This window comes from Amycolatopsis sp. CFH S0740, assembly GCF_004522315.1.
GTDB classification, from domain to species: domain Bacteria; phylum Actinomycetota; class Actinomycetes; order Mycobacteriales; family Pseudonocardiaceae; genus Amycolatopsis; species Amycolatopsis nivea.
Genome location: NZ_SDLS01000007.1, coordinates 154,028 through 177,946, shown reverse-complemented (window position 1 = coordinate 177,946; position 23,919 = coordinate 154,028). Strand labels below are relative to the sequence as shown.

24 protein-coding genes are annotated in these 23,919 nt (G+C 70.4%); 2 read left to right on the top strand and 22 right to left on the bottom strand.

What is annotated here, in order from left to right:
• Positions 1-59: 59 nt before the first annotated feature.
• The 6 genes from EIZ45_RS14870 to EIZ45_RS14845 are packed head-to-tail and all read right to left on the bottom strand — an operon-like array spanning position 60 to position 7,368.
• Complete coding sequence (locus EIZ45_RS14870; protein ID WP_134662837.1) at positions 60-743, bottom strand: class II aldolase/adducin family protein; 684 nt, start codon at positions 741-743, stop codon at positions 60-62.
• The gene (locus EIZ45_RS14865) at positions 740-1,501 is read right to left on the bottom strand and encodes an SDR family NAD(P)-dependent oxidoreductase (protein ID WP_134662836.1); all 762 of its coding nucleotides are present in this window, start codon (positions 1,499-1,501) and stop codon (positions 740-742) included. The genes EIZ45_RS14870 and EIZ45_RS14865 overlap by 4 nt, the downstream gene beginning before the upstream one ends.
• Positions 1,498-1,782 carry an acetone carboxylase subunit gamma gene (locus EIZ45_RS46820; RefSeq protein WP_134662835.1) on the bottom strand — a complete coding sequence of 95 codons (285 nt, stop codon included), beginning with the start codon at positions 1,780-1,782 and terminating at the stop codon, positions 1,498-1,500. Before EIZ45_RS46820 ends, EIZ45_RS14865 begins: the two co-directional genes overlap by 4 nt.
• Entirely contained in the window at positions 1,779-3,752 is a 1,974-nt protein-coding gene (locus EIZ45_RS14855) for a hydantoinase B/oxoprolinase family protein (RefSeq protein ID WP_134662834.1), read from the bottom strand. The genes EIZ45_RS46820 and EIZ45_RS14855 overlap by 4 nt, the downstream gene beginning before the upstream one ends.
• On the bottom strand, positions 3,752-5,863 hold the full coding sequence (locus EIZ45_RS14850) for a hydantoinase/oxoprolinase family protein (protein ID WP_134662833.1): 2,112 nt from the start codon (positions 5,861-5,863) through the stop codon (positions 3,752-3,754). The genes EIZ45_RS14855 and EIZ45_RS14850 overlap by 1 nt, the downstream gene beginning before the upstream one ends.
• Before the next feature lie 23 nt (positions 5,864-5,886).
• Positions 5,887-7,368: an aldehyde dehydrogenase family protein gene (locus tag EIZ45_RS14845; RefSeq protein WP_134662832.1), complete on the bottom strand. Its 1,482-nt coding sequence runs from the start codon at positions 7,366-7,368 to the stop codon at positions 5,887-5,889.
• A 183-nt stretch (positions 7,369-7,551) separates the two neighbouring features.
• Between EIZ45_RS14845 and EIZ45_RS14840 the strand changes: the two genes are divergently transcribed.
• Positions 7,552-8,343 carry an IclR family transcriptional regulator gene (locus EIZ45_RS14840; RefSeq protein ID WP_063697846.1) on the top strand — a complete coding sequence of 264 codons (792 nt, stop codon included), beginning with the start codon at positions 7,552-7,554 and terminating at the stop codon, positions 8,341-8,343.
• Positions 8,344-8,387: 44 nt separating this feature from the next.
• Here the strand turns inward: EIZ45_RS14840 and EIZ45_RS14835 are convergent, their stop codons facing one another.
• The 4 genes from EIZ45_RS14835 to EIZ45_RS14820 are packed head-to-tail and all read right to left on the bottom strand — an operon-like array spanning position 8,388 to position 12,195.
• A complete protein-coding gene (locus tag EIZ45_RS14835; protein WP_205669895.1) occupies positions 8,388-9,614 on the bottom strand; it encodes an FAD-dependent oxidoreductase in 1,227 nt (408 codons plus the stop codon).
• A gap of 9 nt (positions 9,615-9,623) precedes the next feature.
• Entirely contained in the window at positions 9,624-10,226 is a 603-nt protein-coding gene (locus EIZ45_RS14830; protein WP_134662831.1) for a maleylpyruvate isomerase family mycothiol-dependent enzyme, read from the bottom strand.
• Positions 10,226-11,056 (bottom strand): fumarylacetoacetate hydrolase family protein, encoded by an 831-nt coding sequence (locus EIZ45_RS14825; RefSeq protein ID WP_134662830.1) that lies wholly within the window; start codon positions 11,054-11,056, stop codon positions 10,226-10,228. The genes EIZ45_RS14830 and EIZ45_RS14825 overlap by 1 nt, the downstream gene beginning before the upstream one ends.
• Positions 11,053-12,195, bottom strand: coding sequence for a cupin domain-containing protein (locus EIZ45_RS14820; RefSeq protein WP_037806298.1), 1,143 nt, complete (start codon positions 12,193-12,195; stop codon positions 11,053-11,055). The genes EIZ45_RS14825 and EIZ45_RS14820 overlap by 4 nt, the downstream gene beginning before the upstream one ends.
• Before the next feature lie 66 nt (positions 12,196-12,261).
• On the opposite strand from EIZ45_RS14820, the gene EIZ45_RS14815 reads away from it, so the two are divergent.
• The gene (locus tag EIZ45_RS14815; protein WP_043838609.1) at positions 12,262-13,020 is read left to right on the top strand and encodes an IclR family transcriptional regulator; all 759 of its coding nucleotides are present in this window, start codon (positions 12,262-12,264) and stop codon (positions 13,018-13,020) included.
• Here EIZ45_RS14815 and EIZ45_RS14810 read toward each other — a convergent pair.
• The 12 genes from EIZ45_RS14810 to fabG all read right to left on the bottom strand — a co-directional run bounded on the left by EIZ45_RS14810 (position 13,017) and on the right by fabG (position 23,912).
• On the bottom strand, positions 13,017-13,400 hold the full coding sequence (locus EIZ45_RS14810; RefSeq protein ID WP_134662829.1) for a hypothetical protein: 384 nt from the start codon (positions 13,398-13,400) through the stop codon (positions 13,017-13,019). The two genes, EIZ45_RS14815 and EIZ45_RS14810, sit on opposite strands and share 4 nt — an antisense overlap.
• The gene (locus tag EIZ45_RS14805; RefSeq protein ID WP_134662828.1) at positions 13,381-14,598 is read right to left on the bottom strand and encodes an AI-2E family transporter; all 1,218 of its coding nucleotides are present in this window, start codon (positions 14,596-14,598) and stop codon (positions 13,381-13,383) included. Before EIZ45_RS14805 ends, EIZ45_RS14810 begins: the two co-directional genes overlap by 20 nt.
• Positions 14,595-16,025, bottom strand: a complete 1,431-nt coding sequence (locus tag EIZ45_RS14800) for an MFS transporter (RefSeq protein ID WP_240690618.1) — start codon at positions 16,023-16,025, stop codon at positions 14,595-14,597. Before EIZ45_RS14800 ends, EIZ45_RS14805 begins: the two co-directional genes overlap by 4 nt.
• Before the next feature lie 68 nt (positions 16,026-16,093).
• Positions 16,094-16,627 (bottom strand): chloramphenicol phosphotransferase CPT, encoded by a 534-nt coding sequence (cpt, locus tag EIZ45_RS14795; RefSeq protein ID WP_240690617.1) that lies wholly within the window; start codon positions 16,625-16,627, stop codon positions 16,094-16,096.
• 57 nt (positions 16,628-16,684) lie between these two features.
• Complete coding sequence (locus tag EIZ45_RS14790) at positions 16,685-16,906, bottom strand: DUF6480 family protein (protein ID WP_037806294.1); 222 nt, start codon at positions 16,904-16,906, stop codon at positions 16,685-16,687.
• Between the two features lie 110 nt (positions 16,907-17,016).
• Positions 17,017-18,165, bottom strand: a complete 1,149-nt coding sequence (locus EIZ45_RS14785; RefSeq protein ID WP_134662827.1) for a CoA transferase — start codon at positions 18,163-18,165, stop codon at positions 17,017-17,019.
• Complete coding sequence (locus EIZ45_RS14780; RefSeq protein ID WP_037806292.1) at positions 18,162-18,974, bottom strand: enoyl-CoA hydratase/isomerase family protein; 813 nt, start codon at positions 18,972-18,974, stop codon at positions 18,162-18,164. Before EIZ45_RS14780 ends, EIZ45_RS14785 begins: the two co-directional genes overlap by 4 nt.
• The gene (locus EIZ45_RS14775; RefSeq protein WP_134662826.1) at positions 18,971-20,659 is read right to left on the bottom strand and encodes a CoA-transferase; all 1,689 of its coding nucleotides are present in this window, start codon (positions 20,657-20,659) and stop codon (positions 18,971-18,973) included. Before EIZ45_RS14775 ends, EIZ45_RS14780 begins: the two co-directional genes overlap by 4 nt.
• A complete protein-coding gene (locus EIZ45_RS14770) occupies positions 20,659-21,111 on the bottom strand; it encodes a MaoC family dehydratase (protein WP_134662825.1) in 453 nt (150 codons plus the stop codon). Before EIZ45_RS14770 ends, EIZ45_RS14775 begins: the two co-directional genes overlap by 1 nt.
• Positions 21,108-22,322 carry an acetyl-CoA C-acetyltransferase gene (locus EIZ45_RS14765; RefSeq protein WP_134662824.1) on the bottom strand — a complete coding sequence of 405 codons (1,215 nt, stop codon included), beginning with the start codon at positions 22,320-22,322 and terminating at the stop codon, positions 21,108-21,110. Before EIZ45_RS14765 ends, EIZ45_RS14770 begins: the two co-directional genes overlap by 4 nt.
• Entirely contained in the window at positions 22,315-23,181 is an 867-nt protein-coding gene (locus EIZ45_RS14760; protein WP_134662823.1) for a MaoC family dehydratase N-terminal domain-containing protein, read from the bottom strand. Before EIZ45_RS14760 ends, EIZ45_RS14765 begins: the two co-directional genes overlap by 8 nt.
• Positions 23,178-23,912: a 3-oxoacyl-ACP reductase FabG gene (gene fabG / locus EIZ45_RS14755; protein ID WP_134662822.1), complete on the bottom strand. Its 735-nt coding sequence runs from the start codon at positions 23,910-23,912 to the stop codon at positions 23,178-23,180. Before fabG ends, EIZ45_RS14760 begins: the two co-directional genes overlap by 4 nt.
• Positions 23,913-23,919: the final 7 nt, after the last annotated feature.

Genomic DNA, 23,919 nt, shown 5'->3' with positions numbered 1-23,919 from the left:
TTCGGTGGGGGTGTCGTGAGTGGCGATGCCGCTTAGAACCGGCGTCGCCACTCACGACCTCACGGCAGCTGCCGCACCAAGTAATCCCACACCGCCTGCACCGCACGCGGGTGATAGATGTGTTCCCGTTTCGCGTGCGACTCCTCCGGCGGCGACCAGCTAGGCCATCCGCCGAACGACTGGGTCAGCAACTGCTGCTCACAAGCCCGCTCCAGCACCACCGCGGCGACAGTCGCGCTTTCCACCGAATCGCCGACCGCCACGATTCCGTGGTTCACCAGGAATACCGCCCGGGCATCGCCGAGTTCCGCGGCCAGGGACTTGCCCAATTCCGGCGTCAGGATCAGATCCGCGGTCTCGGTGTAGCGCGGCACTTCGGGCGGCACGAACAGGTTCGCGGCATGGCTCACCGGCCGCAGCTCCTGTCCCGTCGCGGCGAGGGCGACGGCGTGCGGGGCGTGCGTGTGCACCACCGCGTTGACGTCCGGTCGCGCGGCGATGACCTCGGTGTGGATCGGGTATTCGCTGTGCCGCGGCCCGGTGCCGGAGACGACCTCGCCGTCGGCGTTCACCAGTTGCACCCGCTCCGGCGTCACCTCCTCCATGCCCCATTCCGCGGACTTGATCCACACGCCCCGTCCGTCAGCGTCGCGGCAGGAGACGTGGCCCCAGATGAGGTCGCCCTGTCCGGCGGCGGCCAGGATCCGGGACGACAGCGCGACGAGTTCCTGTTGCGTGCTCATCGGTGCACCAGCCCGCCGTTGACGCTGAGGGTCTGGCCGGTCAGGTAGCCCGCGTCGTCGCTGAGCAGGAACGCGGCCAGCCCGGTCATGTCGTCGGCCCCGGCGGGGCGGTGCAGCGATTGGGCGCGCAGCATGGCCTCGCGTTGTTCGGGCGTCACGGTTTCCCGCGCGACTTCGGTGTAGACCGGGCCCGGCGACAGGGTGTTGACCCGGATGCCGAACTCGCCCAGTTCCCGCGCCATCGAGAACGTCATGCCGTGCACACCGCCCTTGCTGGCGACGTAATGCAGGTACCCGGGGCGGCCGAGTTGCACCGCGTCGGAGCCGATGTTGACGACGCTGGCCGACGGCGAAGCCTGGAGCAGCGGCAGCAGCGCCGACACGAGCAGCCACGGGCCGCGGAGGTTGACCGCCATCAGCCGGTCCCACTCCTCGTCGGTGATCTCCCAGAACGGCTTCATCTTGATGGTCGAGAAGATCGCGGCGTTGTTGATCAGGCCGTCGACCCGGCCGTGCGCCTCGGTGAGCTGCGTTGCGAATTCGGTGCAGCTGGTGCGGCTGGAGACGTCGAGGGCGTACGCGCTGGCTTTGCCGGGACCGTCGAAGGAAGCGGCGGTGGCTTGGACGCCCTCGAGGTTGAGGTCGGCGAGCACCACGGTCGCGCCTTCGGAGACCAGCCGGCGGGCGTAAGCCGCGCCGATGCCTTGGGCCGCGCCGGTCACGACGACGACCTTTCCGGCGAGTCCGTTGAGGGTCATGTCAGGCTCCAGCTTCGGTAGGAGGGTTCGCCGTCCGGGACGATCTCGGTGGACAGCAGCGTCAGGCAGCCGGGGCAGAACGCTTGGCGCAGCAGGACTTCCCGGTCGACGAACGCGGCGGGATCGGCGTGGACGCCCGGTCCGGCGTCGGTCGAGGGGCGTTCGTGGCGCAGCGCGTGCGCCATCGGTTCGGCGGTGGTGTCGCCGATCCGCGCCGAGCAGTGGCGGCAGACGACCGCGCCGGTCGCGTCGTCCACGCGGAGGTTCAGGTCGAGGTTCACTGGTGCGCTCCTTCCGGCGGCGTGAGCCCGGCGCGCTCGTACCGCAGCCGGTCGCGGTGCGCCGCGGTGGCCGCGAGGTCAGGCGCGCCGTTGTCCAGCACGACGCCGTAGACGTCGAGCGCGGCGATCGCGGACACCTTGCCGTCGCGGACGTCGGCGGCGACGCGTTCAGGTTCACGGTGCAGCGGGTCGCCGATTCCGCCGCCGCCTTGCCAATGGGTGAAGTAGACGTCCGCTTCGGCGAGGTCGGTTTCCAGGTGCGGCGGGAGGGTGTCCGCGCGGCCGCGCAGGTCGTCGATCGTCTGCGGGATCCGGCCGTTCGCGAGCTGGTCGCGGACGGTGGTGTCGCGGACGAGGACGTCCCATTGCGTGGCCGCGGGATAGCCGCCGGAAATGCCGGGAGCCTGCGGGACCGCCTTGCCGTTGGCGGAGACGACGAGGTGCACGCTGCGGGTGGGGGAGTCGTAGGGGATGAAGCAGCTCGATGCTCCGACGCCGCCGCGCCACCGGCCCGGTCCGCCGGAATCGACTTCCTCGCGCCGCCACAGGTAGAGCATCGGGAAGCTGAACTCGTTGATCTCGATGTCGGCGATGCGGCCCATCGGAATGCAGTTCTCGCCGCCGGTGTCGACGCCGTCGCCGTCCACTTTCGCGCCGAGGCCGCCGGACATCGCGTCGCACAGCATCGTGGCGAAACCGCCGCCGCGCTGGTCGACGCCGGCCAGCAGGGTGAGATCCCAGGTGCCGCAGCAGACGCTCATCGCCGACCGGCTGAGTTCGGCGTGCGTGCTCAGCATCTGCGCGACGGTTTCGGAGACCGCGTTCTGCGTGGACCAGGCCGAGTTGACCGACGCCTTCCCGATGCCGGCCGGGAAGGTGCAGTTGTTGATCGTCCCGGGTTCGCTGACGATCTCGACGCACCGGTAGATCCCGCCCGGCGACCAGGAGATGTCCGGGCACAGCATGGTCAGCAGGATCGGCAGGATGCCGCCGCGCAGCCCGGCGAGTGTGCAGTTGATGATCCCGTCGACCTGCGGGTCGGTGCCGGTGAAATCGAAGGTCAGGGTGTCGTCCTGTTTGGACATCGCGACGACGATCTTGTGGATGTCCCGGTCGCCCGCCCGCGCGCCGTCCTGGTGCGCGACCGCCGACCACGTTCCGTCCGGCAGCGCTCGCAATTTCGTGCGCAGCTGGGCTTCCGCGTCGCCCATCATCTTCTTCATCACGGCCTTGACGGTGTCCGGGCCGTACTTGTCGATGAGCGCGGTGAGCCGGTCCTGCGCGACGTTGTTCGCGCCGATCTTCGCCCGCAGGTCCAGCCCGACCAGCCGCGGCACGCGGGAGCGCCGCAGGTACATGTCCTCCATGTCCGAGCGCAGCGTGCCGCCTTCGACGATTTTCACCGGCGGGATCGGCAGCGCCTCCCAGAACACGTCGTGTCCCTCGACCGACCAGCTGCCCGGCGACACGCCGCCGAGGTCGACCTGGTGCGCGACCGCGCCGGTCCAGCAGAACAGCTGGCCGTCGTAGAACAGCGGGGCGAGGACAGTGACGTCGTTCTGGTGCAGTCCGCCGCCGATCCACGGGTCGTTCAGGAGGAACTGGTCGCCCGGCGCGATTCCCGGGTTCTCGGCGCGATGCTCCAGCGTCCAGCGCACCGCCATGTCCAAAGCGGACCCGAGCTGCATGTTGTACAGCCCGACCTGCACGGTTTCGCCGGTCTCGTCCATGATGCCCGCGCCGAAGTCGTTGCAGTCGGTCACGACGACCGAGCCGGACATGCGCTTGATCGCGTCGCCCATGTCGTCGGTGATGGCGACCAAGCGGTGCCGGACGACCTCGTAAGTGAGGGCGTCGACGTCGGTGGAGTCGACGCGGTGCAGCTTCAGGTCGCCGAACCGGGCTTCGGGGTCGAGGGGAGCGCCGGACTGGACGAATCGCTCGGATCCGGCGACGGGGATGACAGCCATCAGGAGGGTTCCTTCCGTTCAGGGAAACGGATCACGAGGTTGCCGAGACGGTCCACAGCGGCCTGAGTGCCCGGCGGGAGGGCGACGGTGGTGGTCGGCGCTTCGACGACGGCGGGGCCTTCGATCTCGTGGCCGGCGCCGAGTGCGCGGTAGTCGTAGATCGCGGCGGGCTGGCGTCCGGTGCGGACGTCGAGCAGGACCTCCCGTTCGCCGCTCGTGGCGGGCTTGCCGGGCAGGGTGCCGTGTTCGGGCAGTTCCGGCTGGATCTGCAGGATCCCGGTCGCGCGGACGCGGTAGGTGATCAGCTGCAGGCCTGCGTCGGGGAAACCGGATCCCTTGCCGTACAACGCTTCGTAGCTCGCTTCGAAGTCGCGGCCGAGCTGCTCCACCGACTCGTCGGTCAGCTCGCCGCCGGGTACCGGGGTCGCGACTTCAGCGAGCTGCATGGTGTAGCGGATGTCGGCTTCGCGTTCGTAGCTGATCGCGGAGAAGGTGAGGCCCTGTTCGGCCAACCGGCGTTCCAGTTCCCGTTCCAGGCCGGTGAACACCTCGTTCGCGGTCTCGGCGGGCACCGGCATCGCGACCGGCTGCGACTGTTCGGCGGTCAGCACGATGTCCGAGGCGGCGAGGCCGTAGGCGGAGAAGACCGCCGCGGTGGAGCCGAGCGGGACCACGACCTCCTTGACGCCGAGGTCGGACGAGTAGCTCGCGCAGTGCATCGGGCCCGCGCCGCCGAACGCGTAGAGGGTGAAGTCGCGCGGGTCCTGGCCGGAGTTGACCACGACCTTGCGGACGAGGTCGGCGGTCTGGGCGTTCTGGATCGCGTAGATCGCCGCGGCCGCGTCCTCGACGGACATGCCGAGCGGGGTCGCGACCACCTTGTCGATGGCGTCCCGGGACAGCTGGACGTCCAGTTTCTTGCGCCCGCCCAGGAAGTTGTCCGGGTTGATGATGCCGAGGACGAGGTCGGCGTCGGTGACCGTCGGCTCCCAGCCGCCCTCGCCGTAACAGGCCGGTCCGGGACGGGCGCCCGCGCTGCGCGGCCCGACGCGGAGGTTCCCGCCCGGATCGACCCAGGCGATCGCGCCGCCGCCGGCTCCGATGGTGTGCACGTCGACCATCGGCGTGCTGATCGTGTACTGGTTGAGGATCGTGCTGGTGGTGGTCACCGGTTTGCCGTCGACGACAAGACCGACCAGGAAGGTCGTGCCGCCCATGTCGGTCGAGATCACCTTGTCGTGGCCGAGCGACGCGGCCATCCGGGTGCAGCCGACGACCCCGCCGGTGAGCACCGAACCGATGGTGGTGATCGCGTGCGCCGGCGCGTCCGCGGCGGTGACGCAGCCGCCGGAGCCCTGCATCACCAGCAGCGCGCCGGTGAGCCCGCGCTCCCGCAGTTCGGCTTCGAGCGGCCGCAGGTAGCTGCCCAGCCGCGGGCCGACTTGCGTGTTCATGATCGTCGTGACGTTGCGCGGGTACTCCCGGATGCGCGGGCTGACCTCGCTGGACAGCGCCACGTACACCTCCGGCGCTTCCTCCTGCACGATCTCGCGCACCCGCTGCTCGTGCGCGGAATTGCGGAACGACCACAGGAACGACACCGCGATCGCCTCCGCACCGTCGGCGAGCAGTTCGCGGACCGCGGTCCGGACGTCGTCCTCGTCGAGCGGGACGACGACGCGGCCCTGGTAGTCCACGCGCTCGTCGATCTCGCGGATCCGGTGCCGGGGCACCAAAGACGCGGGCTTCGCCGTGCGGGCCATGTGCTGGATGTCGTCGCTGCCGAGACCGGCGTAGCGGCCTTCGAGGTTCATGATGCTGATCGAGTCCGCGTGCCCGCGAGTGGTGAGGAAGCCGACCTGCGCGACGTCCCCGGTCACGAGTGCGTTCAGCGTGGAAGTGGTGCCGTGCACGACGTAATCGGTGTTGGCGAGCAGTTCGCGGACCGGGATGCCGAGTTCCGCGGCGAGTTCGTCGATCGCGGTGAGGAAGCCGGTCGCGAAATCCGGGGGAGTGGACGGGGTTTTGGCGGCGGCGAGCCGGTTGTGCTGGTCGGCGACGAAGGCGTCGGTGAACGTTCCGCCGGTGTCGATGCCGATGACGTACGCCATGAGGGCCCCTTTGCCTTCGATGGTCAGAACATGACGTTGATGGACTTGGTTTCGGTGTAGCTGAGGAGTTCTTCGAGGCTTTCCTCGCGGCCGACGCCGGATCCTTTGACGCCGCCGAACGGCACGTTGGGGAAGTGCCGGGACGAGCCGTTGATCCAGACGAACCCGGCCTCGAACGCGCGGGCGACGCGGTGCGCCCGGGTGACGTCGGAGGTCCAGACGCTCGCGGTCAGCCCGTAGTCGACGCTGTTGGCGATGCGGACCGCTTCGGCCTCGTCGGCGAACGGGATGACCGACAGCAGCGGCCCGAACACCTCCTCGCGGGCGATCCGCATGTCCGGGCGCACGCCGGTGAACACCGTCGGAGCCACGAACAAGCCTTGGTCGACGCCTGCCGGGCGACCGCCGCCGGTGGCGACCTTCGCGCCTTCGGACACCGCGATGTCGATGTAGGACAACGACTTCTCGTACTGCGCCCGGTTGATCATCGTGCCCTGTTCGGTGCGCTCGTCGAACGGATCGCCGATCCGGCGCGCCTCGATCAGCTCGACCACGCGGGCGACGAGCGCGTCGTGGACGTCCTGGTGGACCAGCAGCCGCGAGTTCGACCCGCAGGACTGCCCGGACCAGGTGAAGTTCATGCCGAACACGGCTCCGGCGGCCGCCGCTTCGAGGTCCGCGTCGGGGAACACCACCATGGCGTTCTTGCCGCCGAGTTCGAGGCTGACGTCCTTGACGCCGCTCTCCGCCGCCGCGCGCTGGATGGCGCGTCCAGTGGGTTCGGACCCGATGAACCCGATCCGCCGCACGTGCCGGTGCCGCACCAGCGCGTCCGGCACCGCCGGCCCGTCGCCGACGAGCACCGAGAGCACGCCGGGCGGGAAGATGTCCTTCGCCAGCTCGGCCAGCCGCAGCGCGGACAGCGGCGCGGCCTCCGGCGGCTTGAGGATCGTCGGATTGCCCGCGACCAGCGGCGCGGCGATCTTGCCCGCGAACATCAGCGGATGGTTGTAGGGCACGATCCGCGCGACCACGCCGACCGGTTCGCGCGTGGTCACGTGCAGTGCTGTGCTGGCGGGCACCGACGTACCCTTCAGCTCCAGCGCCTGCCCGGCGAACATGCGCAGCTGCGCCACCGTCACGCCGACGTCGACGCGCGAGTTCGAGATCGGCGAACCGGCGTCCACGGTGTCGAGCAGGGCCAGTTCCTCGCCGTGGCGTTCGATCGCGTCGGCCAGTTCGGCGACCAGCTTCGCGCGCTCGACCGGCAGGGTGTCCCGCCAGACCGCCCTCGCGTCGGCCGCCGCGCGCACTGCTTCGTCGACGTCGTCGGGTCCCGCGTCGGGGACCTCGGCGATCACCGTGCCCGTGTACGGGGACACCCGGGAGAAGGTGGCGCCGGACCGCGCCGGGACGAGTTTGCCGTCGATGAGCAGGCGCCACTCGCGGTCGAGAAGTTCGGCGACCCGGGTCGGGATTTCCGGGCCGGAATGTGCTTCGAGCATCGTCGCTCCTGCGCTTCCTGAGTCCCGCGGGGACCTGGAGCCCCGCGTGCCGTCGGTTCATGCTAACCCCGCGACCCGGCCCGAAGTCTAGCCTGCGGACTCTGATTCTGTTATCCAGAAATCGTGCCAAGTTTTCTCCCCGGAAGCACCCGCAAACTCCCTGGTCCAGATACCATGTCTGCTATGCAGACATCCGCTGCCGAAGCCGGTCCCGCGCGGCCCGCGCCCCAGTACCCGATCGAATCCGTCGACCGCGCGCTGCGGCTGCTGCGGATGTTCAGCGCCACGCGGGAGCTGCGGCTGTCCGACGCGAGGGACGCGCTGGGGGTCGGGCAGTCGACCGCGCACCGGCTGATGGCGATGCTCGTCCACCACGGGTTCGTCGACCAGGACCCGGCCAGCCGCGTCTACCGCGCCGGTCCGGCCCTGGTCGAAATCGGACTGTCGGTGGTGAACCAGATGGACCTGCGGGCGGTCGCGCGGCCGGTGCTGCAGTGGCTGTCCGAAACCACCGGCGAGACCGTGCACCTCGGTTCCCTGGAGGGCAACCAGGTCCGCTTCCTCGACGTGATCGAGAGCGACCGGGCGCTGCGGGTGTCCGGCCGCGTCGGCCGCACGCTTCCGGCGCACGCGACGAGCCTGGGCAAAGCGATGCTCGCGCACCTGCCCGACGACCAGATCGCCCAGCGCTACCCGGACGACGTCCTGGGCCAGGTCACCACGAAGACCATGACGAGCCGCAGCGCGCTGCTGGCCGAGATCGAGCGGATCCGGCGGCGCGGTTACGCGCTCAACGCCGGCGAGAGCGAGGACGGTGTCAGCTCGATCGGCTGCGCGGTGGCCCGTCCGGACGGTCCGCTGCTGGGCGGATTGAGCGTCGCGGCGCCGACCGGGCGGATGACGAAAGCGCAGCGGGACGAGCACGCGGTCGCGCTGGTGGAGGGCTGCCGTCGGCTGGCGGAGAAGCTGGTCTGAACGAAAAAACCGGCGGTGAACGGGTTGTTCACCGCCGGTTGTGGTTATCGAGTAGCCGTCAGATCGTCCGCTGTGGACAGCGGGACCGGCTCGAACATCGTTGGTTCGTCCTCGGGGAATAGGGCTGTCGGCCCGTACAGCCAGTCGGTGAACGCGTAATCGTCCGTCGCGCGGGCGCGCAGCAGAGTATTGCGCTGCTCCCGCGCGACACCATCCAGATGCCACAGGTTTCCCCAGGCCCGGGCGGTCAGCACGACCCGGCGGCAATGTTCCGTCCGGACCGCCTCGTACGCGGCCAGTGCACCGTCCCAATCTCCCAGCCGCTTCATGTGCTCGGCCAGCACCCAGCCGTCCTCGATGGCCATGATCGCGCCTTGAGCCAGGTACTGCAGGGGCGGGTGCGCGGCGTCGCCGAGCAGGGCGAGGCGGCCGTCAACCCAGGTGGAGATCGGGTTGCGGTCGTACATCCGCCACCATTTGTCCCGCCACATCCGCGGGATCCCGGCCTGCACCTCGTCGCACGTCGCGGCGAAGGCGGCGTCCAGCTCGTCCGGCGTGCCCCAGTCGTCGAGGCCCGCCACCGCCTTCGGAGACTCGAAAACGGCTACCTGATTGAGCAAATCGCCGCCGCGTAGTCCATAGTGGACAAAGTGGCACCGTGGCCCGACGTACACCACGACCTCCGACAGATCGACCGGACGGCCGACCTCGGTGATCGGCACGGTGCCGCGATAAGCGACGTACGCCGACGAGACGGGCTGGTCGTCCGCGAAGTGCTTCCGGGCGACGGAGTGCAGGCCGTCAGCGGCGATCACGACCGGCGCGGTGTGCACGGTGCCGTCGTCGGTCACTGCGGTCGCGGGGTCCGGCGTGTACGAGACGATCCGTTGCTCGGTGAGGAGTTCGACGCCCGCGTCGCGGCAGGCGTCGAGGAACAGCCGGTGCAGGTCGCTGCGGTGGATGACCAGGTACGGGAAGCCGTAGCGGCGTTCGAGGTCGCGCAGGTCGAGCGCGGTCAGGTCGCGGCCGTCGACGGCGTCGCGCATGACCATCCGGTCCGGGACGACGCCGCGCGCCTTCGCGGTGTCGAGCAGGCCGTAGGCGTCGAGGATCCGGGTGCAGTTGGGCGCGAGCTGGATGCCGGCCCCGACCTCGCCGAATTCCTTCGCCTGCTCCAGGACCCGGACCCGCAGCCCGAGCCGGGACAGCGCGAACGCGGTGCTCAGCCCGCCGATCCCGCCGCCGACGACGAGCACGTCAGGGGTGTCCATGGGATCTCCTCACAACCAGGGGCCGAGGTCGGGGACCCCGGTCAGCGAATGCGGCCGCCCGGCCAGGTACGCCGCGACGTCGGGCAGCGGACCGTCCGGCAGCGCACCGAGACCGCGTTTGGGCTGGATTTCGGCGACGAGGGCGGACAGGAACGCCTCCGGCAGGTCGGCGAACGCCAGTCCGGTGCCGAGGTCGACCGCGTGCACGCACACCTCGCGGGCCCGGAGCCACGGGATCTCGGTGGCGGGAACCGTCCGGCCCTGCGCGGTGACCACCTCGGCCTGCCACTGTTCCGGAGTCAGCTCGGCCATCGCGGATTCCAGCGAGCGCGCCGAATCCCGCAGCCACGACGTGAGCTGGGCTTCGGACAGCTGCGAGCCCGCTTCGATATCGGCGTTCCGCTGGTCCGACGAGGCGTACATAGGGGTGCGCTCGCCGGTCCGCGCCCAGTGCACGAGGTTGCCGAGGGCGTCCGCGTTGGCCGCGACGTGCGCGGCGAGGTGCTTGCGGGACCAGCGGGGGAGCGCGCTCGATCCGGACAGGTCTTTCGCGTGGGTGAGGAAAAGCTCGGTCCCGAACGAGACCCAGTTCCGCGCGTCGCCGGGTGCCATCAGGATTCCTTCACGATCTGGTTCACGCACGCGCCGATCCCGGCGACCTCGGTGACGACGGTTTCGCCGCCGGTCAGGTAGATCTTCGGATCGCGGGCGTGGCCGACCCCGGCGGGCGTGCCGGTCGCGATCAGGTCGCCGGGGTTGAGCTGGACGATCGTGGAGATGTACTGCACCAGGTGCACCGGGTCGAACAGCAGCGTGCCGGTGTCGTCCTGCTGCATGACGCGACCGTCCACTGTGGTCTTCACCTCGAGCGCGGGCCGGACGCCGCCGACCTCGTCCGGCGTGACGACGTACGGGCCGACCGGCGTCGAGGACTGCCAGATCTTGCCCTGCGTCCACTCGATGGTGCGGAACTGCCAGTCGCGGACCGAGACGTCGTTCATGACGGTGAACCCGGCGATCGCCGCCGCGGCCTCGTCCTCGCTCGCGCGCCGCACGGTCCTGCCGACCACGACGACGAGTTCGACCTCCCAGTCGAGCGCGTCGGTCTCGGGCGGCTTGACGATCGGGTCGGCCGGGCCGGTCAGGGTGTCGGCGAACTTGGGGAACAGCGTCGGGTACGCGGGCAGCTCACGGCCCATTTCCTTGATGTGGTTGGTGTAGTTGTGCCCGACGCAGACCACTTTGGACGGACGCGGCACGACCGGGGCGAGATCCGCACCCTCGGCGGGCCAGGTCCGGCCGGTCGCCTGGGCGGCGTGCGTTTCCCAGCCGTCCTGGGCGAAAAGCGCGCCGAGATCGGGGGAGCCGAGGTCGACCAGGACGTCTCCGTCGAGGCGGACGGCGCGCGTGCCGCCGTCGACGCGGAGGGTGGCGAGCTTCATCGGAGGGTCTCCTGACGGTCGAGGTGGAGCGCCTCGAAGACGGGCGCGTCCGAGAAACGGAACAGATCAAGGGCGCCGGAGTCGGAATCGGTGGCACCGGCCTCCGACTTCACGGAGAACGGCTGCCACGACGGGACGACGAACAGGTCCCCGCGCGAAACTGCCCAGGTGATGTCGCCGACGGTCACCGTGCCGGAGCCGTCGAACACCTGGCAGACCGACGAGCCGGTCTCCCGCACGGGCGCGGTCTCGGTGCCGCGCGCCACGCGGTGGAACTCGGCGCGGACGGTCGGCAGGACGTCGGAACCGTTGTGCGGGTTGGAAAACCGCACCGCCGCGTGACCCGGCTCGACTGTTCCGCCGTAGCCCTCTTTCTCCAGTTGCAGCTGGTCCCGCAGGGCGGCGTCGGTGTGCTCCCACTTGTACGCCAGCAACGGCGAACCCGGCGCGACCGAGCCGACGGACAGCGGCCGCAGGCCCGGGTGCGCCCACAGCCGTTCGGAACGGGACCGTTCGGGGGAGATCCGCTCGTCGTCGCTGATCGCTTCGCGGCCGAACTCGAAGAACTGCGCGTCGATGCCGTACTGGAACGGGATGTCGAGGCCGTCGAGCCAGGCCATCGGCTCGCGGGTGGCGTTGTGGTGCGCGTGCCAGTTCCAGCCCGCCTGCGGGAGGAAATCGCCTCGGCGCATCGGAACCGCGTCACCGCCGACGACCGTCCACACGCCCGAGCCCTCGACGACGAACCGGAACGCGTTCTGCGTGTGCCGGTGCTCGGGCGCGTCCTCGCCGGGCATCAGGTACTGGATCGCCGCCCACAGCGTCGGAGTCGCGAACGGACGGCCGCCGAGCCCGGGGTTGGCGAGCGCGATCGCGCGCCGTTCGCCGCCGCGCCCGACCGGCACGATCTCGCCCGCCTGCTCGGCGAGCCGGAGCAGGTTCGCCCACTGCCACCGGTGCGGCACCGCCCGCGAGCGCGGGTGCGCGGGCATCAGGTCGCCGATCTCCGTCCACAACGGAACGAGCAGTTCCTGTTCGAAGCCGCGGTAGAGGTCCCGCAGCGCGGGCGTGACCGCGGGCTGGTCCGGTGCGTCGACCGCGGCGAGCTGAACGGGAGTTCGCGCTGGAGTGCTGGTCATGGGGTTATGGTGGGCCTGTCCCGTTCTGCGGAAAACGGGATTCTGGTGTGCGGAAAGGCAGCCCCGATGGACAAACGGTTCAAGGCACCGCCGCCGTACGCGGTGGCGAGCGTCGACAACGCCCTGCGGATCGCAGCGATGCTGCAGCTCGAAGGCCCGTTGACGGTGTCCGAGGTGGCCGAGCGGATCGGCGTGGCACCCTCGACCGCGCACCGGCTGCTCGCCATGCTCGTCTACCGCGATTTCGCCGTTCAGGACGCCAACCGCGCCTATCGGGTCGGGCCGGTCCTGGAGCTGGCCGCGCATTCGCAGTCGGCCGCGTCGAAGCTGCGCGCAGCGGCGCTCCCGCACCTGCGGCGCCTGGTGGACCTGCTGGACGAGTCGGTGAACCTGACCGTCCGGACCGGGGACACGGCCCGGTTCATCGCGAGCGTCGAATGCTCGCAGGCGCTGCGGGTAGGTTCACGCGAAGGGATGGTTTTCCCGGTGCATCAGACGACGGCCGGTCTGCTGCTGCTCGCCGAGCTGCCGCCGGACCAGGTGGAGGAGCTCTACGCGGTCGACAAGCCTGGCGAGCGGCCGGACCCGGCGGAATTGCGGGCTGACCTGGCGCGTGTGCGGCGCAGCGGCTTCGCGCTGAACCAGGGCCGATCGGAACGGGGAGTGGTCGCGGTCGGCGTGCCGGTGCACGGAGCGGACGGGGTGGTCGTCGCCGGGCTGTCGGTGTCGATGCCGAGCGTGCGGTACCGGAAAGATCAGCTGCCCACGCTGGTCGCGTCGCTGCGCGCAACTGCGGCGGCGCTGGAGGCGGACCTGCGCGGTTAACGCGAGTCTTCTCCGGCGAGTGCCGCCGCGAAAGCCGCGTGCACGTTGAGGAATTGCTGCACCGGCAGCTCTGCCGCGACCCCGGGACGCTGCGGGGCCAGCTGTTTCGCCGCCCAATCGCCCCACCGCACGTGTGCTTCCTCGACGCTCAAGTGCGCTGCTTCGGCGGCGTGGCGAGCGTTCACGCCGTCCAGGATCGCCTGGTGCATCAACGCGGGCGTCGAGCGCTGTTCCCATGCCCGCAAGGACGCCATCGAGGAAAGCCGGTGCAGCGTCGAGGAAACCGTCGGCGGTGCGGACCGGGGTAGCGGAAACCCGCGTTCGAGAGGTCCTCGCCGCGGTGCCGTGCCGTCTGCGCTGTCAGTGATCAAGCTCGTCATCAGAGTCCCTCCGACGTGCGGTTACCCGCCTCCGCACGGCCGAAACCCTTGATCGTCCGGTCGTGCGCGCGTTGGCCGGCTGCAGCGGGTCGATGCCGACCGGGTCCAGATGCGGGTCGCGCAGCAGGGACCCGAACGCGGCCTTGGCGACGGCGAGGATCGGCACCGCGAGCAGGGCCCCGACGATCCCGGCGACCTCGAGGCCGAGCGCGATGCCCAGCACCACCGCCAGCGGGTGCAGCCGGACCGCGCGGCCGAGCAGGAAGGGCTGCAGGACATGGCTTTCGAGCTGCATCACCGCGACGACGATCGCGAGCACGATGCCCGCCGCGACGAATCCGTTGGCGACCAGGGCGATCAGCACGGCGACCGCGCCGGTCACCACCGCCCCGATGATCGGCACGAACGCGCCGATGAAGATCAGCGCCGCCAGCGGCACCGCGAGCGGGACCCCGACCAGCCAAATGCCGACGCCGATGCAGACCGCGTCCACGCAGGCCACCGCGACGGTCGCGCGCACGTAGCTGACCAGCGAGGCGAACCCGCGGCGGCCGGCGACGTCGATTTCGTCGCGAAGGGAGACCGGCACGATCCGCAGCAGGAAGTGCCACACCTGATTGCCGCTGTACAGGAAGAAAACGAGCACGAACAGCGTCAGCAGCATCTCGGTCAGCACGCCGCCGACGGTCGCCGCGGTGGAGAGCACCCGGCCGGTGAGTTCGGCGGTGTTGCCCTGGATCGCGCTGACCGCCTTGTCGAGGAGCTGCTGCACCTGCGGCAGGTGCAGCGGCCCGTGCTGGAGCCAGTTGTTGATGCGCGCCAGACTGGCTCCGACCTGGTCGCCCAGCTGCGGAAGGCTCGCGGTGACCGTGGTGATCACCAGCGCGAGAACCCCGCCGAGGACGGCGAGCCCGACGACGATCGCGACGAGCGTCGCCAGCGCGCGCGGCACGTGCCAGCGCACCAGCCGCTCCACCAGCGGCGCGAACAACGCCGACAGGAGCAGGGCGATCCCGATCGGGACGGTGACCTGCGCGAGGTAGCCGAGCGTCCACGCGATGACCCCGAGCATGGTCAGGACGACCAGGAACCGCCAGCTGGCCGCCGCCGCGACCCGGAGCGACCACGGCACCGCGTCGGCGGCGTCCCGGCGTCGACGGCGGTTCGCGCCCGCGATCTTGCGCGCCGGGGCGTTCATCCCGCCGCCGCCTTGGCCGACAACGGCTGGGCGACCGATTCGAGCGAGCGCCGTTCAGCCCGGATCCCCAGCGCCGACTCGGCAAGACCGCCCGCGATCATCATGCCCGCGCCCAGGTAGTAGCCGAAAGCGACGTTGCCCACGACGCCGGTTTCGACCAGGCTGCCGAACAGCACCGGCCCGATGATCCCGCCGAGGCCGGTGCCGACGGAGTAGAAAATGGCGATCGCCAGCGCGCGCACCTCGAGCGGGAAGATCTCCGACACCGTGAGGTACGCGGAGCTGGCTCCGGCCGAAGCCAGGAAAAACACCGCGCACCAGGCGATCGTCAGGGTGACCGCGGAGAGCACTCCGGCTTGGAACAGCAGCCCGGTCCCGACCAGCAGCACGCCGGAGCCGAGGTAGCTGGTGATGATCATCGGACGGCGGCCGATCGAGTCGAAGAACCGCGCGAGCACCAGCGGGCCGACGAAACTGCCCGCCGCGAGCGGCACCAGGTAGAGCCCGACGGATCCGCTGGAAACGCCGAAGAACCGGCTCAGCACCAGGCCTTGGGTGAAGTAGACAGCGTTGTACAGGAACGCCTGCCCGACGAAGAGCGCGAGCCCGAGCAACGTCCGTCTCGGGTAGCTGCGCACGAGTGTCACCGCGACCTCGGTCAGGCTGGTGCGCGTGTGCTCCTCGACCTCGATGGTGTCGTCGACCGGTTCGAGCCGTTCGCCGGTCGCTTTCCGGACGCGGTCTTCAATGCCGGTGACGACGTGGTCGGCCTCCTCGGCACGGCCGTGCGTGAACAGCCAACGCGGACTTTCCGGCACGGTGCGGCGGACAATCAGGATGAACAGGCCGAGCACCGCACCCAGCCCGAACGCCAGCCGCCAGCCCAGCCACGCCGGGATCAGGCCGACGTCGAGCAGCACCAGGCTGAGCGCCGCACCGCCCGCCGCGCCGAACCAGTACGAGCCGTTGACCGCGAGGCTCACCGTGGCGCGCCAGCGGGCGGGCACGAGTTCGTCGATCGCGGAGTTGATCGCCGCGTACTCGCCGCCGATGCCCGCGCCGGTCAGGAACCGCATGAGGAAGAACCACCATGGGGCGAAGGAAAACGCGGTCAGCACGGTGGCGAGGAGGTAGAGGCCGAGGGTCAGCAGGAAGAGGCGTTTCCGGCCCCAGCGGTCGGTGAGATACCCGAAAACCAGCGAACCGCAGACCGCGCCGGTGACGTAGCACGAGGTCGCGAGCCCGACCTGGGTCCCGGACAGCACGAGCCCGCTGCCGGGTTCGGTCAGCCGGTCGGACAGCGCGCTGACGATGGTCACCTCGAGCCCGTCGAGGATCCACACCGTGCCCAGCCCGACGAGCATCAGCCAATGCCACGACGACCAAGGCAGCCGGTCCATCCTCGCCGGCACATCGGTTCGCACCACGTCGATCACCTCGCGGCGCGAATTCCCGGCGGAGATCACTCGCAAACCGCTCGGCCGCGACAGGCCGATCAGCCGACCTGCGCGGCGATCGTCCGAGCGCACTCCAGCGACTCGGTACGCGTGGTGTCCACCTCCAGGTCATAGACCATGCCCCGGTGGACTACCTCAGCCTGGGCGGCCGCCATGCCGATGACCCGATCGCCTCGGGCGACTTCACGACCCGCGGCGACCGCGCTGTCGCAGCGGACGCCGACCCACAGCACCCGCAAGCCGCCCAAAGCCTTCTGCCATCGATTTCGCGACTCCGTTCCGCCGAGGAAGACCTCGTCGACGATGACCCGGGCACCCGTGCGGGCCATCGCGGCGATCCCCTCGATCCATGCCGCTTCCAGCGCCCGGAACTCCGGCCCGACGAGCACCTTTCCGTCCGGAGCGAACTCGATCCCGGCGTTCGAAGCCCGCATGGCCGCGGGCATCGCCTGAACTAGTGTGTCCGTCCCCAAGGCCAGCCACGGATCCGGCAGAACCGCCTGCAGGCACCGAGCGATCCCGGACTTCCCCGAGCTGGAACCGCCGTTGAGCATGATCACGTTAGTCGTCACCACGGCACAGTAGGGACACCGCAGCAACGCTAGAAACGAATTTCCCCGAACGCTGCCCTACAACCAATCGACAGCGCGCAGCACGAAGAACGCGGCCACCACCAGCACGAGAATCGCCACAATGGCAAGCCACCGGGCGGGCAGCTTGCGCGACGGCATCGGCTGCGGATGCGAAAGCCCCGAAGTCTGCCCGGCGTCGGGCGGGGTGTCGCCGGGCGGTACGGAACCGCCCGGTTCGAGACCCGGCACGTCGTCCGGTTCGGGCCCGGGTGCGGTCATGTCCGGTCTCCTCGTCGTCGGTGCGGTCACCGGAGGGTTTGCCGCATCGGACGGGGATAAACGTGCGTTCGCCCCCGGTCGAACGGGAGGGCGCCCACGGCAGGCGACAGCTATCCCTGAGTCGGAGGCAGCACCGCAGCATTGTGCTGGCCGACGTCCGGCGCAGGCTGAGGATCGAGCCGCGCCCCGTCCACCTGCACAGGAGACTTCGGTGCCCAATGCGTCCCGGCCCCAGGCTGGTCCACCCTCCCGAACAGAGCCAGCTCCCGCAGCGCCGCCCCGCCGTCCCGGCCGAGTTCGGCGAAGCTGCGGTAGCGCTCCCACAGAATTCGGTGCCGCGTAAGCACTTCCGCCACCTCCGCGTAGGAGGTCTGCCCGAACCACCGGGCCAGCAGAGGCGTGATCACGTCCCGGTGCCGGTACCGGTCGGACTCGGTGGCGAACGAGATCCCCAGCGCCTCGCTCAATCCGGCGAAGGCGTCGGACAGCCCGGTCGCGGCGAGCATTTTCTGCCAGTGCCGTTCGGTGAGCAGCACGATCATCACGCGGACACCGTCGGCGGTCTCGAAATCGTCGCCGTAGGTCCCGTAGATCTCGTTGCCGGACTTGGTCCGCGAATGGTCCGTCAGCTGCGCTTCGGCGAGATAGCCGAGATTCCCGGCGGTGGCGAGGGCGACGTCCTCCAGCGCGACCCGGATCGATCGGCCGCGGCCGGTGACTTGCCGGTGCCGTTCGGCGGCCAGCAGGCCCACCGCGAGATACAGCCCGGCGCAGACGTCCCAGGCGGGCAGCACGTGGTTGACCGGCTCGGATCCGGTGCCGGTGAGCAGCGGGAAGCCGGTCGCGGCCTGCACGGTGTAGTCGACCGCGGCGCCGCCGTCGGCTCGGCCGTCCAGGAGGACGTGGATGAGGTCCGGCCGTTGCGCGCTCAGTGCCTCGTACCCGAGATCGGCGTGCCGCGAAGTGTTCGTCACGACCACGCACGGGCCGCCGTCGAGGATCAGCGAGGCGACCCGGCGGCGGTCCACTTCGGACTCCAGATCGACGGCGACCGCGCGTTTTCCCTTGTTCAGCCCGGACCAGTACAGGCTGGTCCCGGAGTCGGACAACGGCCAGCGCGTGCGGTCGGCGGCTCCGCCGAGCGGCTCGACCCGAACGACGTCCGCGCCGAGCTGGGCGAGCGTGAGCCCGCACAGCGGCGTAGCGACGTAGGCGGACAGCTCGACGACGCGCAATCCCTCCAGCAGTGCGGGATTCATGCGTCGTGCACCCGGGAGAAGTCCGGCTTGCGGCGTTCGCGGTGCGACGCGAGGCCCTCGTGCACTTCGGGGCCGCCGAAGCCGTAGAACTCCAGTGCCAGCGAGGAGTCGAAGATCGCGCCCGCGAGCTGCCGGTACCAGAGGTTGAGGCTCTGCTTGGTCCACCGGATCGCAGTGGGCGCGCCGCATGCCAGCTCGTGCGCGATCTCCCGCGCGGTCGGCAGCAGCTCGGCTTCGTCCTCGACGCACAGCGACACCAGGCCGATCCGCTCGGCTTCGGCGCCGTTCAGCGGGCGGCAGGTCATCAGGTAGTACTTGGCTTTCGCCATCCCGCACAGCAGCGGCCAGCACACCGCCGCGTGGTCGCCCGCCGCGACGCCGAGCCGGGTGTGGCCGTCGATGATCTTCGCGTTGGCGGTGACGACGGAGACGTCCGCGAGCACTCCGGCGACGAGCCCGGCGCCGACGGCGGGGCCGTGGATCGCCGAGACGATCGGCTTCGAGCAGTCGATCACGTTGTAGACCAGATCGCGGGCCTCGCGCATGGTGCGGGAGCGCGCTTCGAAGTCGGTGGCGAGTTTTTCGACCAGGTCGAAGGACCCGCCGGCGGAGAAACCCTTGCCTTCGCCGCGCAGCAGGACGGCTTTCACCGCCGGGTCGCGGTCGAACTCGCGCCAGACGTCGGCGAGATCGGCGTGCGCGGCTTCGCTCACCGCGTTGAGATTCGGGGCGTCGAGGACGAGTTCGACGACGCCGTCCTCGTCCGGGCCGTCGACCCGCAGGTTCTCGAACTGTGCGTAGCGACTCATGCCGCTCCTTTCCTGCCGTCGCCGAGGAACAAGCCCTCGCGGTCGTATTTCCGCAACTGCTCGACGTCGTCCGCGGTCACCTCGGGCAGTTCGCTCAGGTCGTCCGCCACCGCGAGGTCCCAGCCGCAGCGCGACCGGACGTGCGCGATGCGGTCGCCCAGCGGCTCCGGACCGGGCGCGATCGCGGTGAGCACGAGTTCGCCGTCGCGCGGGGTCAGGATGCCGAGGTCGGTGACCACCGCCCGGACCCGCGCGCCGGGACTGGTGACGTAGCTGCAGCTTTCGATGAACCGTCGCGGGCTCATCGTCCCGACGATGTACGTCTCGTCGGCGCCGGTCACGACGTCGTTGCCGCCGCCCGAACCGACGAGGTACGGGCCGCCGTCGATCCGGGTGGTGTTGATGTTGCCGCGGCGGTCGATTTCCGCCGCTCCGACGCAGGCGATCGACTTCGTGGCCGGGCCGTTCATGAGCGTCCCGAGCGCTTGTTCGGTGTCGAGCAGCATCGAGGACGACGGGAAGTTGGCGAAGCTGAAGATGAACGGGTCGCCGGGCGTCGGGGAGTAGTCCCACAGACCGAGTTCGGCCGCGAGCGCGACCTCGTGCCCGTCCGCCTTCGCCTGTTCGACGGCCACCCAGGCGGCGAGGTTCGCGAGCCCGGCGCCGGCCAGTACGCCGTCGGCTCGGGTTTCGGCGATCCGCGACCGGACGAGTGCGGCGAGCCAGGTCGCCGCGCGTTCCGGCCGGGTCACCGGCCCGGTGTGGTCGCCGCGGCGGGTGGGCGGGGTCGGCTGCCCGAGGGTGCGGGTCAGCCGATCCAGCCGCGCTTGACCGAGTTTCGCCAGGTAAGCGTCGTGGTCGAGGAGGATCCATTCGCGGATCCAGTCGTCGAAGTCCGCCGAACGGCTGGCTTCCCGGGCGGCGATCCAGAATTCGACGTCCTCGGCGTAGCCGTCGACGGGCAACCGAGCGTTCTCGCTGCCGGGGAAGACCCCGCCGGGATGAGCGCCGAACGGAGCCTCGACCACGGCCAGCACGCGGTGCGCCGGAACACGGACGAATGAAGCCCACGGCCGCAGGTCGTCGACGACCTTCTCCACCGTCGCGAGGACTCCGCGCCGCGCGGCGAACGCGCCGATCGAGCCCTCGAACATCGGCGGCGCGATGGCCAGATTGCCTTGCCGGTCGGCGACCGCGGCGTGCACGATCGCGACGTCCGGGGTGATCGGCGCGACCAGTCCGACGCGGCCGAACGGCGTGTCGACCTCCGCGTAACCAGGGTTCTCAGCCATCGAAGAATCGCGCACCGAGCCGGTGACCACGGCCGGCACGCCGGTGGCCGCGGCGCGCAACCCCTGGATGTAGCTCAGGAATGACCAGTTCTCGACCTCGACCGAACCGTCCGCGTACGCCTGCTGGAACACCGGATTCGGCGTGAAGACGGGAAACGAGTCTCCCGAGTAGACAGTCACGACCTTCTCCACGCACCCGGAGCGGAACAGCACCGCGCCGAGCGACGACAGGCTCGCCATGATCAGCGTGAACCGCGACGGCCGGTGCCAGTGCTGCCGCGCGATCTCCCGGACAAGCGCGCTCCAGCGGCTGTGCCCGAGGATGACGTGCAGCGCGTCGCCCTCGCGCACATGCCGCAAGACGGCTTCGTCCAGCTGGCAGAACTCGGTCATCAGGCCACGACCACCAAGGTTTCGGCGACACACGCCGGTTTCGCCGCGCCTTCGAGTTCCACCGTGTACCGCGTGGTCACGGTGATCCCGGCGGTGCCGTCTTTCACGTCGGCGAACGACGCGCTCGCGCGCAGCCGGGACCCGACCGGAACCGGTGCCGGGAAGCGGACCTTGCCCAGCCCGTAGTTGATCCGCGCGGACCCGAAATCGAGCCGGACCAGCTGCGCGCTGAAGTACGGGATCAGCGAAAGCGTGAGGAACCCGTGCGCGATCGTCGCCCCGAACGGCCCGTTCGCGGCCCGCTCGGGATCGATGTGGATCCACTGGCGGTCGCCGGTGGCCTCGGCGAACGCGTCGATCCGCGCCTGGCCGACGGCGAACCATGCGGTCGGCCCGATCTCCTCGCCCAGCGCGGCCCGCATCTCGTCCGCCGAGCCGAAAACGCGGGTCATGCCGTGACGCGCTCGAACACCGCGGCCAGGCCCTGCCCGCCGCCGATGCACATCGTCTCCAGCCCGTACCGGGCCTCGCGGCGCTGCATTTCCCGCGCCATCGTGGCGAGAATCCGGGTGCCGGTCGCGCCGACCGGGTGGCCCAGCGAGATCCCGGAACCGTGCACGTTGAGCCGGTCGAAGTCGGACTCGCCGAAGCCCCATTCGCGGGTGCATGCCAACGCCTGCGCGGCGAACGCCTCGTTGAGTTCGATCAGGTCGATGTCGGAGATCTTCAGCCCGGCGCGTTCCAGCGCGAGCGCCGAAGCGGGCACCGGGCCGATGCCCATCACCTTCGGCTCGACCCCGGCGACGCCGTGCGAGACCAGCCGCACGAGCGGGCGCAGGCCCAGTTCGGCGGCGCGTTCGCGGGTGGTCACGACGCACACCGCGGCCGCGTCGTTCTGGCCGCTGGCGTTGCCCGCGGTGACCGTCGCCTCCGGATCCTGCTTGCCCAGCACCGGCCGCAGCTTGGCGAGCGTTTCGACGGTCGTGTCCGGGCGCGGGTGCTCGTCGGTGTCCACGACGACGGTGCCCTTCCGCGTCTCGACCGGCACCGGGACGATCTCCTCGGCGAACACCCCGGACTGCTGCGCGGCGACGGCCCGCTGATGCGAGGCGGCGGCGAGCCGGTCCTGTTCCTCGCGGGTGATGCCGTACTGCCGCCGCAGGTTCTCCGCGGTCTCCAGCATCCCGCCGGGCACCGGGTAGTGCTTGCCGCCCGGCGTCTGGCGGCCGCGGGTGAGGGAATCGTGCAGGTGGACGCCCGCGCCGCTCGCGCCCCAGCGCAGGTCGTTGGCGTAGAAGACGGTGTTGGACATGCTTTCCGCGCCGCCCGCGACGATCAGGTCGCTCGCGCCCGCCTGCACCTGGAGCGCGGCGAGCAGCACCGACTGCAGTCCGGAACCGCAGCGGCGGTCGACCTGCATGCCCGGCACGGTGACCGGCAGCCCGGCGTCGAGCGCGACGACGCGGCCGATCGCGGGGGCTTCGGCGCTGGGGTAGCAGTGGCCGAGGATGACGTCGTCGATCGCGTCGGCGGGCAGGCCGGTGCGCTCCAGCAGGCCTTTCAGCGCGATCGTGCCGAGGTCGGCGGCGGGCACGCTCTTGAGCGAACCGCCGAAGCGGCCGATCGGGGTGCGGACAGGTTCGCAGATGACGGCGTCACGCATGGGGAGTGCCTTCCTCGTGGTAGTCGGCTTCGAGGCTGGTGCGCGGTCCGGCGTCCCCGACGAGGGTCAGGGTCGCGCCGCCGGGACGCGGTTCGGTGCGCAGGTGCGCGGGCTGGCCGCAGCACAGCGGGGCCAGGTTGCGGTGCGCCAGCCGGGTCACCCGGGCGTCGGGGGAGTCCAGGCGCAGCACCTCGGCCAGCGCGAGCGACATCAGCGGCCCGTGCACGACCAGGCCGGGATAGCCCTCGACCCGGGTCGCGTACGGCCAGTCGTAGTGGATGCGGTGCGCGTTCGCGGTGGCGGCGGAGAAGCGCATCAGCAGGGTGGGGTCGGTGGCGAAGTCCCAGCCGTCTTCGGTGCGGCGGAACGGGGCTCCGGCCAGCTCCGCAGGTTCCACGGGCGCTGCGTCGGACGTGGTCGCGCCCGCTTCGCGGTAGATGAGGTCCTGCCGTTCCTCGACGAGCGGCGAACCGTCCACCCCGGACAGCACGGTCCGCACCACGACGATCACCAGCTTCCCGGAACGGCCGGACTTCTCGGTCACCGAGTCCACAATGGACCGCCGGGTCACCGTCTCGCCGATCTTCGGGGTCCGGTGCACGCTCACCTCGCCGCCGGCGAACATCCGCCGCGGCAGGTCGACCGGCGGCAGGAACGTGCCGCGCGCCGGGTGCCCGTCGGGGCCGAGCCCGGAGGAGACCGGCCAGTGGGGGAGCGCGACCCAGTGCCACAGCGGCGGCAGGTCGTCGCCCGGCCGCGGCGCGGGCAGCCCGTTGTCGAAGAGCGCGGCCAGCGCCGCGACCGGGGCCGGGTCGACCAGCTCCGCGGTCGTGACCGCGTGCGGTTCCCAGCCGGTCACATGAACCGCCCGCCGGTCACCTCGAGCACCGTGCCGGTCATATACGACGACAGGTCGGAGGCGAGGAACAACGCCACCGAAGCGATTTCGCCGACCTCGCCCGCGCGGCGCATCGGGATCTCCGCCATCTTCTGGTCCCACGCCTTCTGCGGCATGGCCTCGGTCATCGCGGTGCGGATCAGGCCGGGCTGGATCGCGTTGACCCGGACGCCGTGGTGCGCCATCTCCTTCGCCGCGGCCTTGGTCAGCCCGACGATCCCCGCTTTCGCGGCGGAGTAGTTCGTCTGCCCGACCATGCCGACCTTGCCCGACAGCGACGACAGGTTCACGATCGCGCCGCTCTTGCGCTCGCGCATGATCGCGGCGGCCTTGCGGGTGCCGTTCCAGGTTCCCTTGAGGTGCACGGAAATGACCTGGTCGAACTCGTCCTCGGTCATGGTCCGCATCGTCGCGTCGCGGGTGATGCCCGCGTTGTTGACGAACACGTCGACCGGCGAGAACGACTCGGCGGCAGCCGCCAGCAGGGCGTCCACATCGGAGGACTTGGTCACGTCGCAGGCGACGCCGACTGCTTCCCCGTCCAGGCTGTCCGCGGCTTTCGCGGCCGCGTCGCCGTCGATGTCGCCGAGCACCACGCGGGCGCCCTGGGCGACGAACAACTGGGCGATGGCGAGTCCGATGCCTTGCGCGCCGCCGGTGACGACAGCGGTCCGGCCGTTGAGCAGAGTCATGGGGTTC

What these genes read in the sequence shown, in the direction of transcription:
- EIZ45_RS14825 (WP_134662830.1), bottom strand. Translation starts at nt 11,056, where the DNA reads ATGAAGCTCGCCACCCTCCGCGTCGACGGCGGCACGCGCGCCGTCCGC.
- EIZ45_RS14855 (WP_134662834.1), bottom strand. Translation starts at nt 3,752, where the DNA reads ATGGCTGTCATCCCCGTCGCCGGATCCGAGCGATTCGTCCAGTCCGGC.
- EIZ45_RS14775 (WP_134662826.1), bottom strand. Translation starts at nt 20,659, where the DNA reads ATGACCGAGTTCTGCCAGCTGGACGAAGCCGTCTTGCGGCATGTGCGC.
- EIZ45_RS14780 (WP_037806292.1), bottom strand. Translation starts at nt 18,974, where the DNA reads ATGAGTCGCTACGCACAGTTCGAGAACCTGCGGGTCGACGGCCCGGAC.
- EIZ45_RS14765 (WP_134662824.1), bottom strand. Translation starts at nt 22,322, where the DNA reads ATGCGTGACGCCGTCATCTGCGAACCTGTCCGCACCCCGATCGGCCGC.
- EIZ45_RS14805 (WP_134662828.1), bottom strand. Translation starts at nt 14,598, where the DNA reads ATGAACGCCCCGGCGCGCAAGATCGCGGGCGCGAACCGCCGTCGACGC.
- EIZ45_RS14770 (WP_134662825.1), bottom strand. Translation starts at nt 21,111, where the DNA reads ATGACCCGCGTTTTCGGCTCGGCGGACGAGATGCGGGCCGCGCTGGGC.
- EIZ45_RS14865 (WP_134662836.1), bottom strand. Translation starts at nt 1,501, where the DNA reads ATGACCCTCAACGGACTCGCCGGAAAGGTCGTCGTCGTGACCGGCGCG.
- EIZ45_RS14810 (WP_134662829.1), bottom strand. Translation starts at nt 13,400, where the DNA reads ATGACGAGCTTGATCACTGACAGCGCAGACGGCACGGCACCGCGGCGA.
- fabG (WP_134662822.1), bottom strand. Translation starts at nt 23,912, where the DNA reads ATGACTCTGCTCAACGGCCGGACCGCTGTCGTCACCGGCGGCGCGCAA.
- EIZ45_RS14850 (WP_134662833.1), bottom strand. Translation starts at nt 5,863, where the DNA reads ATGGCGTACGTCATCGGCATCGACACCGGCGGAACGTTCACCGACGCC.
- EIZ45_RS14870 (WP_134662837.1), bottom strand. Translation starts at nt 743, where the DNA reads ATGAGCACGCAACAGGAACTCGTCGCGCTGTCGTCCCGGATCCTGGCC.
- EIZ45_RS14830 (WP_134662831.1), bottom strand. Translation starts at nt 10,226, where the DNA reads ATGGCACCCGGCGACGCGCGGAACTGGGTCTCGTTCGGGACCGAGCTT.
- EIZ45_RS14840 (WP_063697846.1), top strand. Translation starts at nt 7,552, where the DNA reads ATGCAGACATCCGCTGCCGAAGCCGGTCCCGCGCGGCCCGCGCCCCAG.
- EIZ45_RS14785 (WP_134662827.1), bottom strand. Translation starts at nt 18,165, where the DNA reads ATGAATCCCGCACTGCTGGAGGGATTGCGCGTCGTCGAGCTGTCCGCC.
- EIZ45_RS14815 (WP_043838609.1), top strand. Translation starts at nt 12,262, where the DNA reads ATGGACAAACGGTTCAAGGCACCGCCGCCGTACGCGGTGGCGAGCGTC.
- EIZ45_RS14790 (WP_037806294.1), bottom strand. Translation starts at nt 16,906, where the DNA reads ATGACCGCACCCGGGCCCGAACCGGACGACGTGCCGGGTCTCGAACCG.
- EIZ45_RS14820 (WP_037806298.1), bottom strand. Translation starts at nt 12,195, where the DNA reads ATGACCAGCACTCCAGCGCGAACTCCCGTTCAGCTCGCCGCGGTCGAC.
- EIZ45_RS14835 (WP_205669895.1), bottom strand. Translation starts at nt 9,614, where the DNA reads ATGGACACCCCTGACGTGCTCGTCGTCGGCGGCGGGATCGGCGGGCTG.
- EIZ45_RS14845 (WP_134662832.1), bottom strand. Translation starts at nt 7,368, where the DNA reads ATGCTCGAAGCACATTCCGGCCCGGAAATCCCGACCCGGGTCGCCGAA.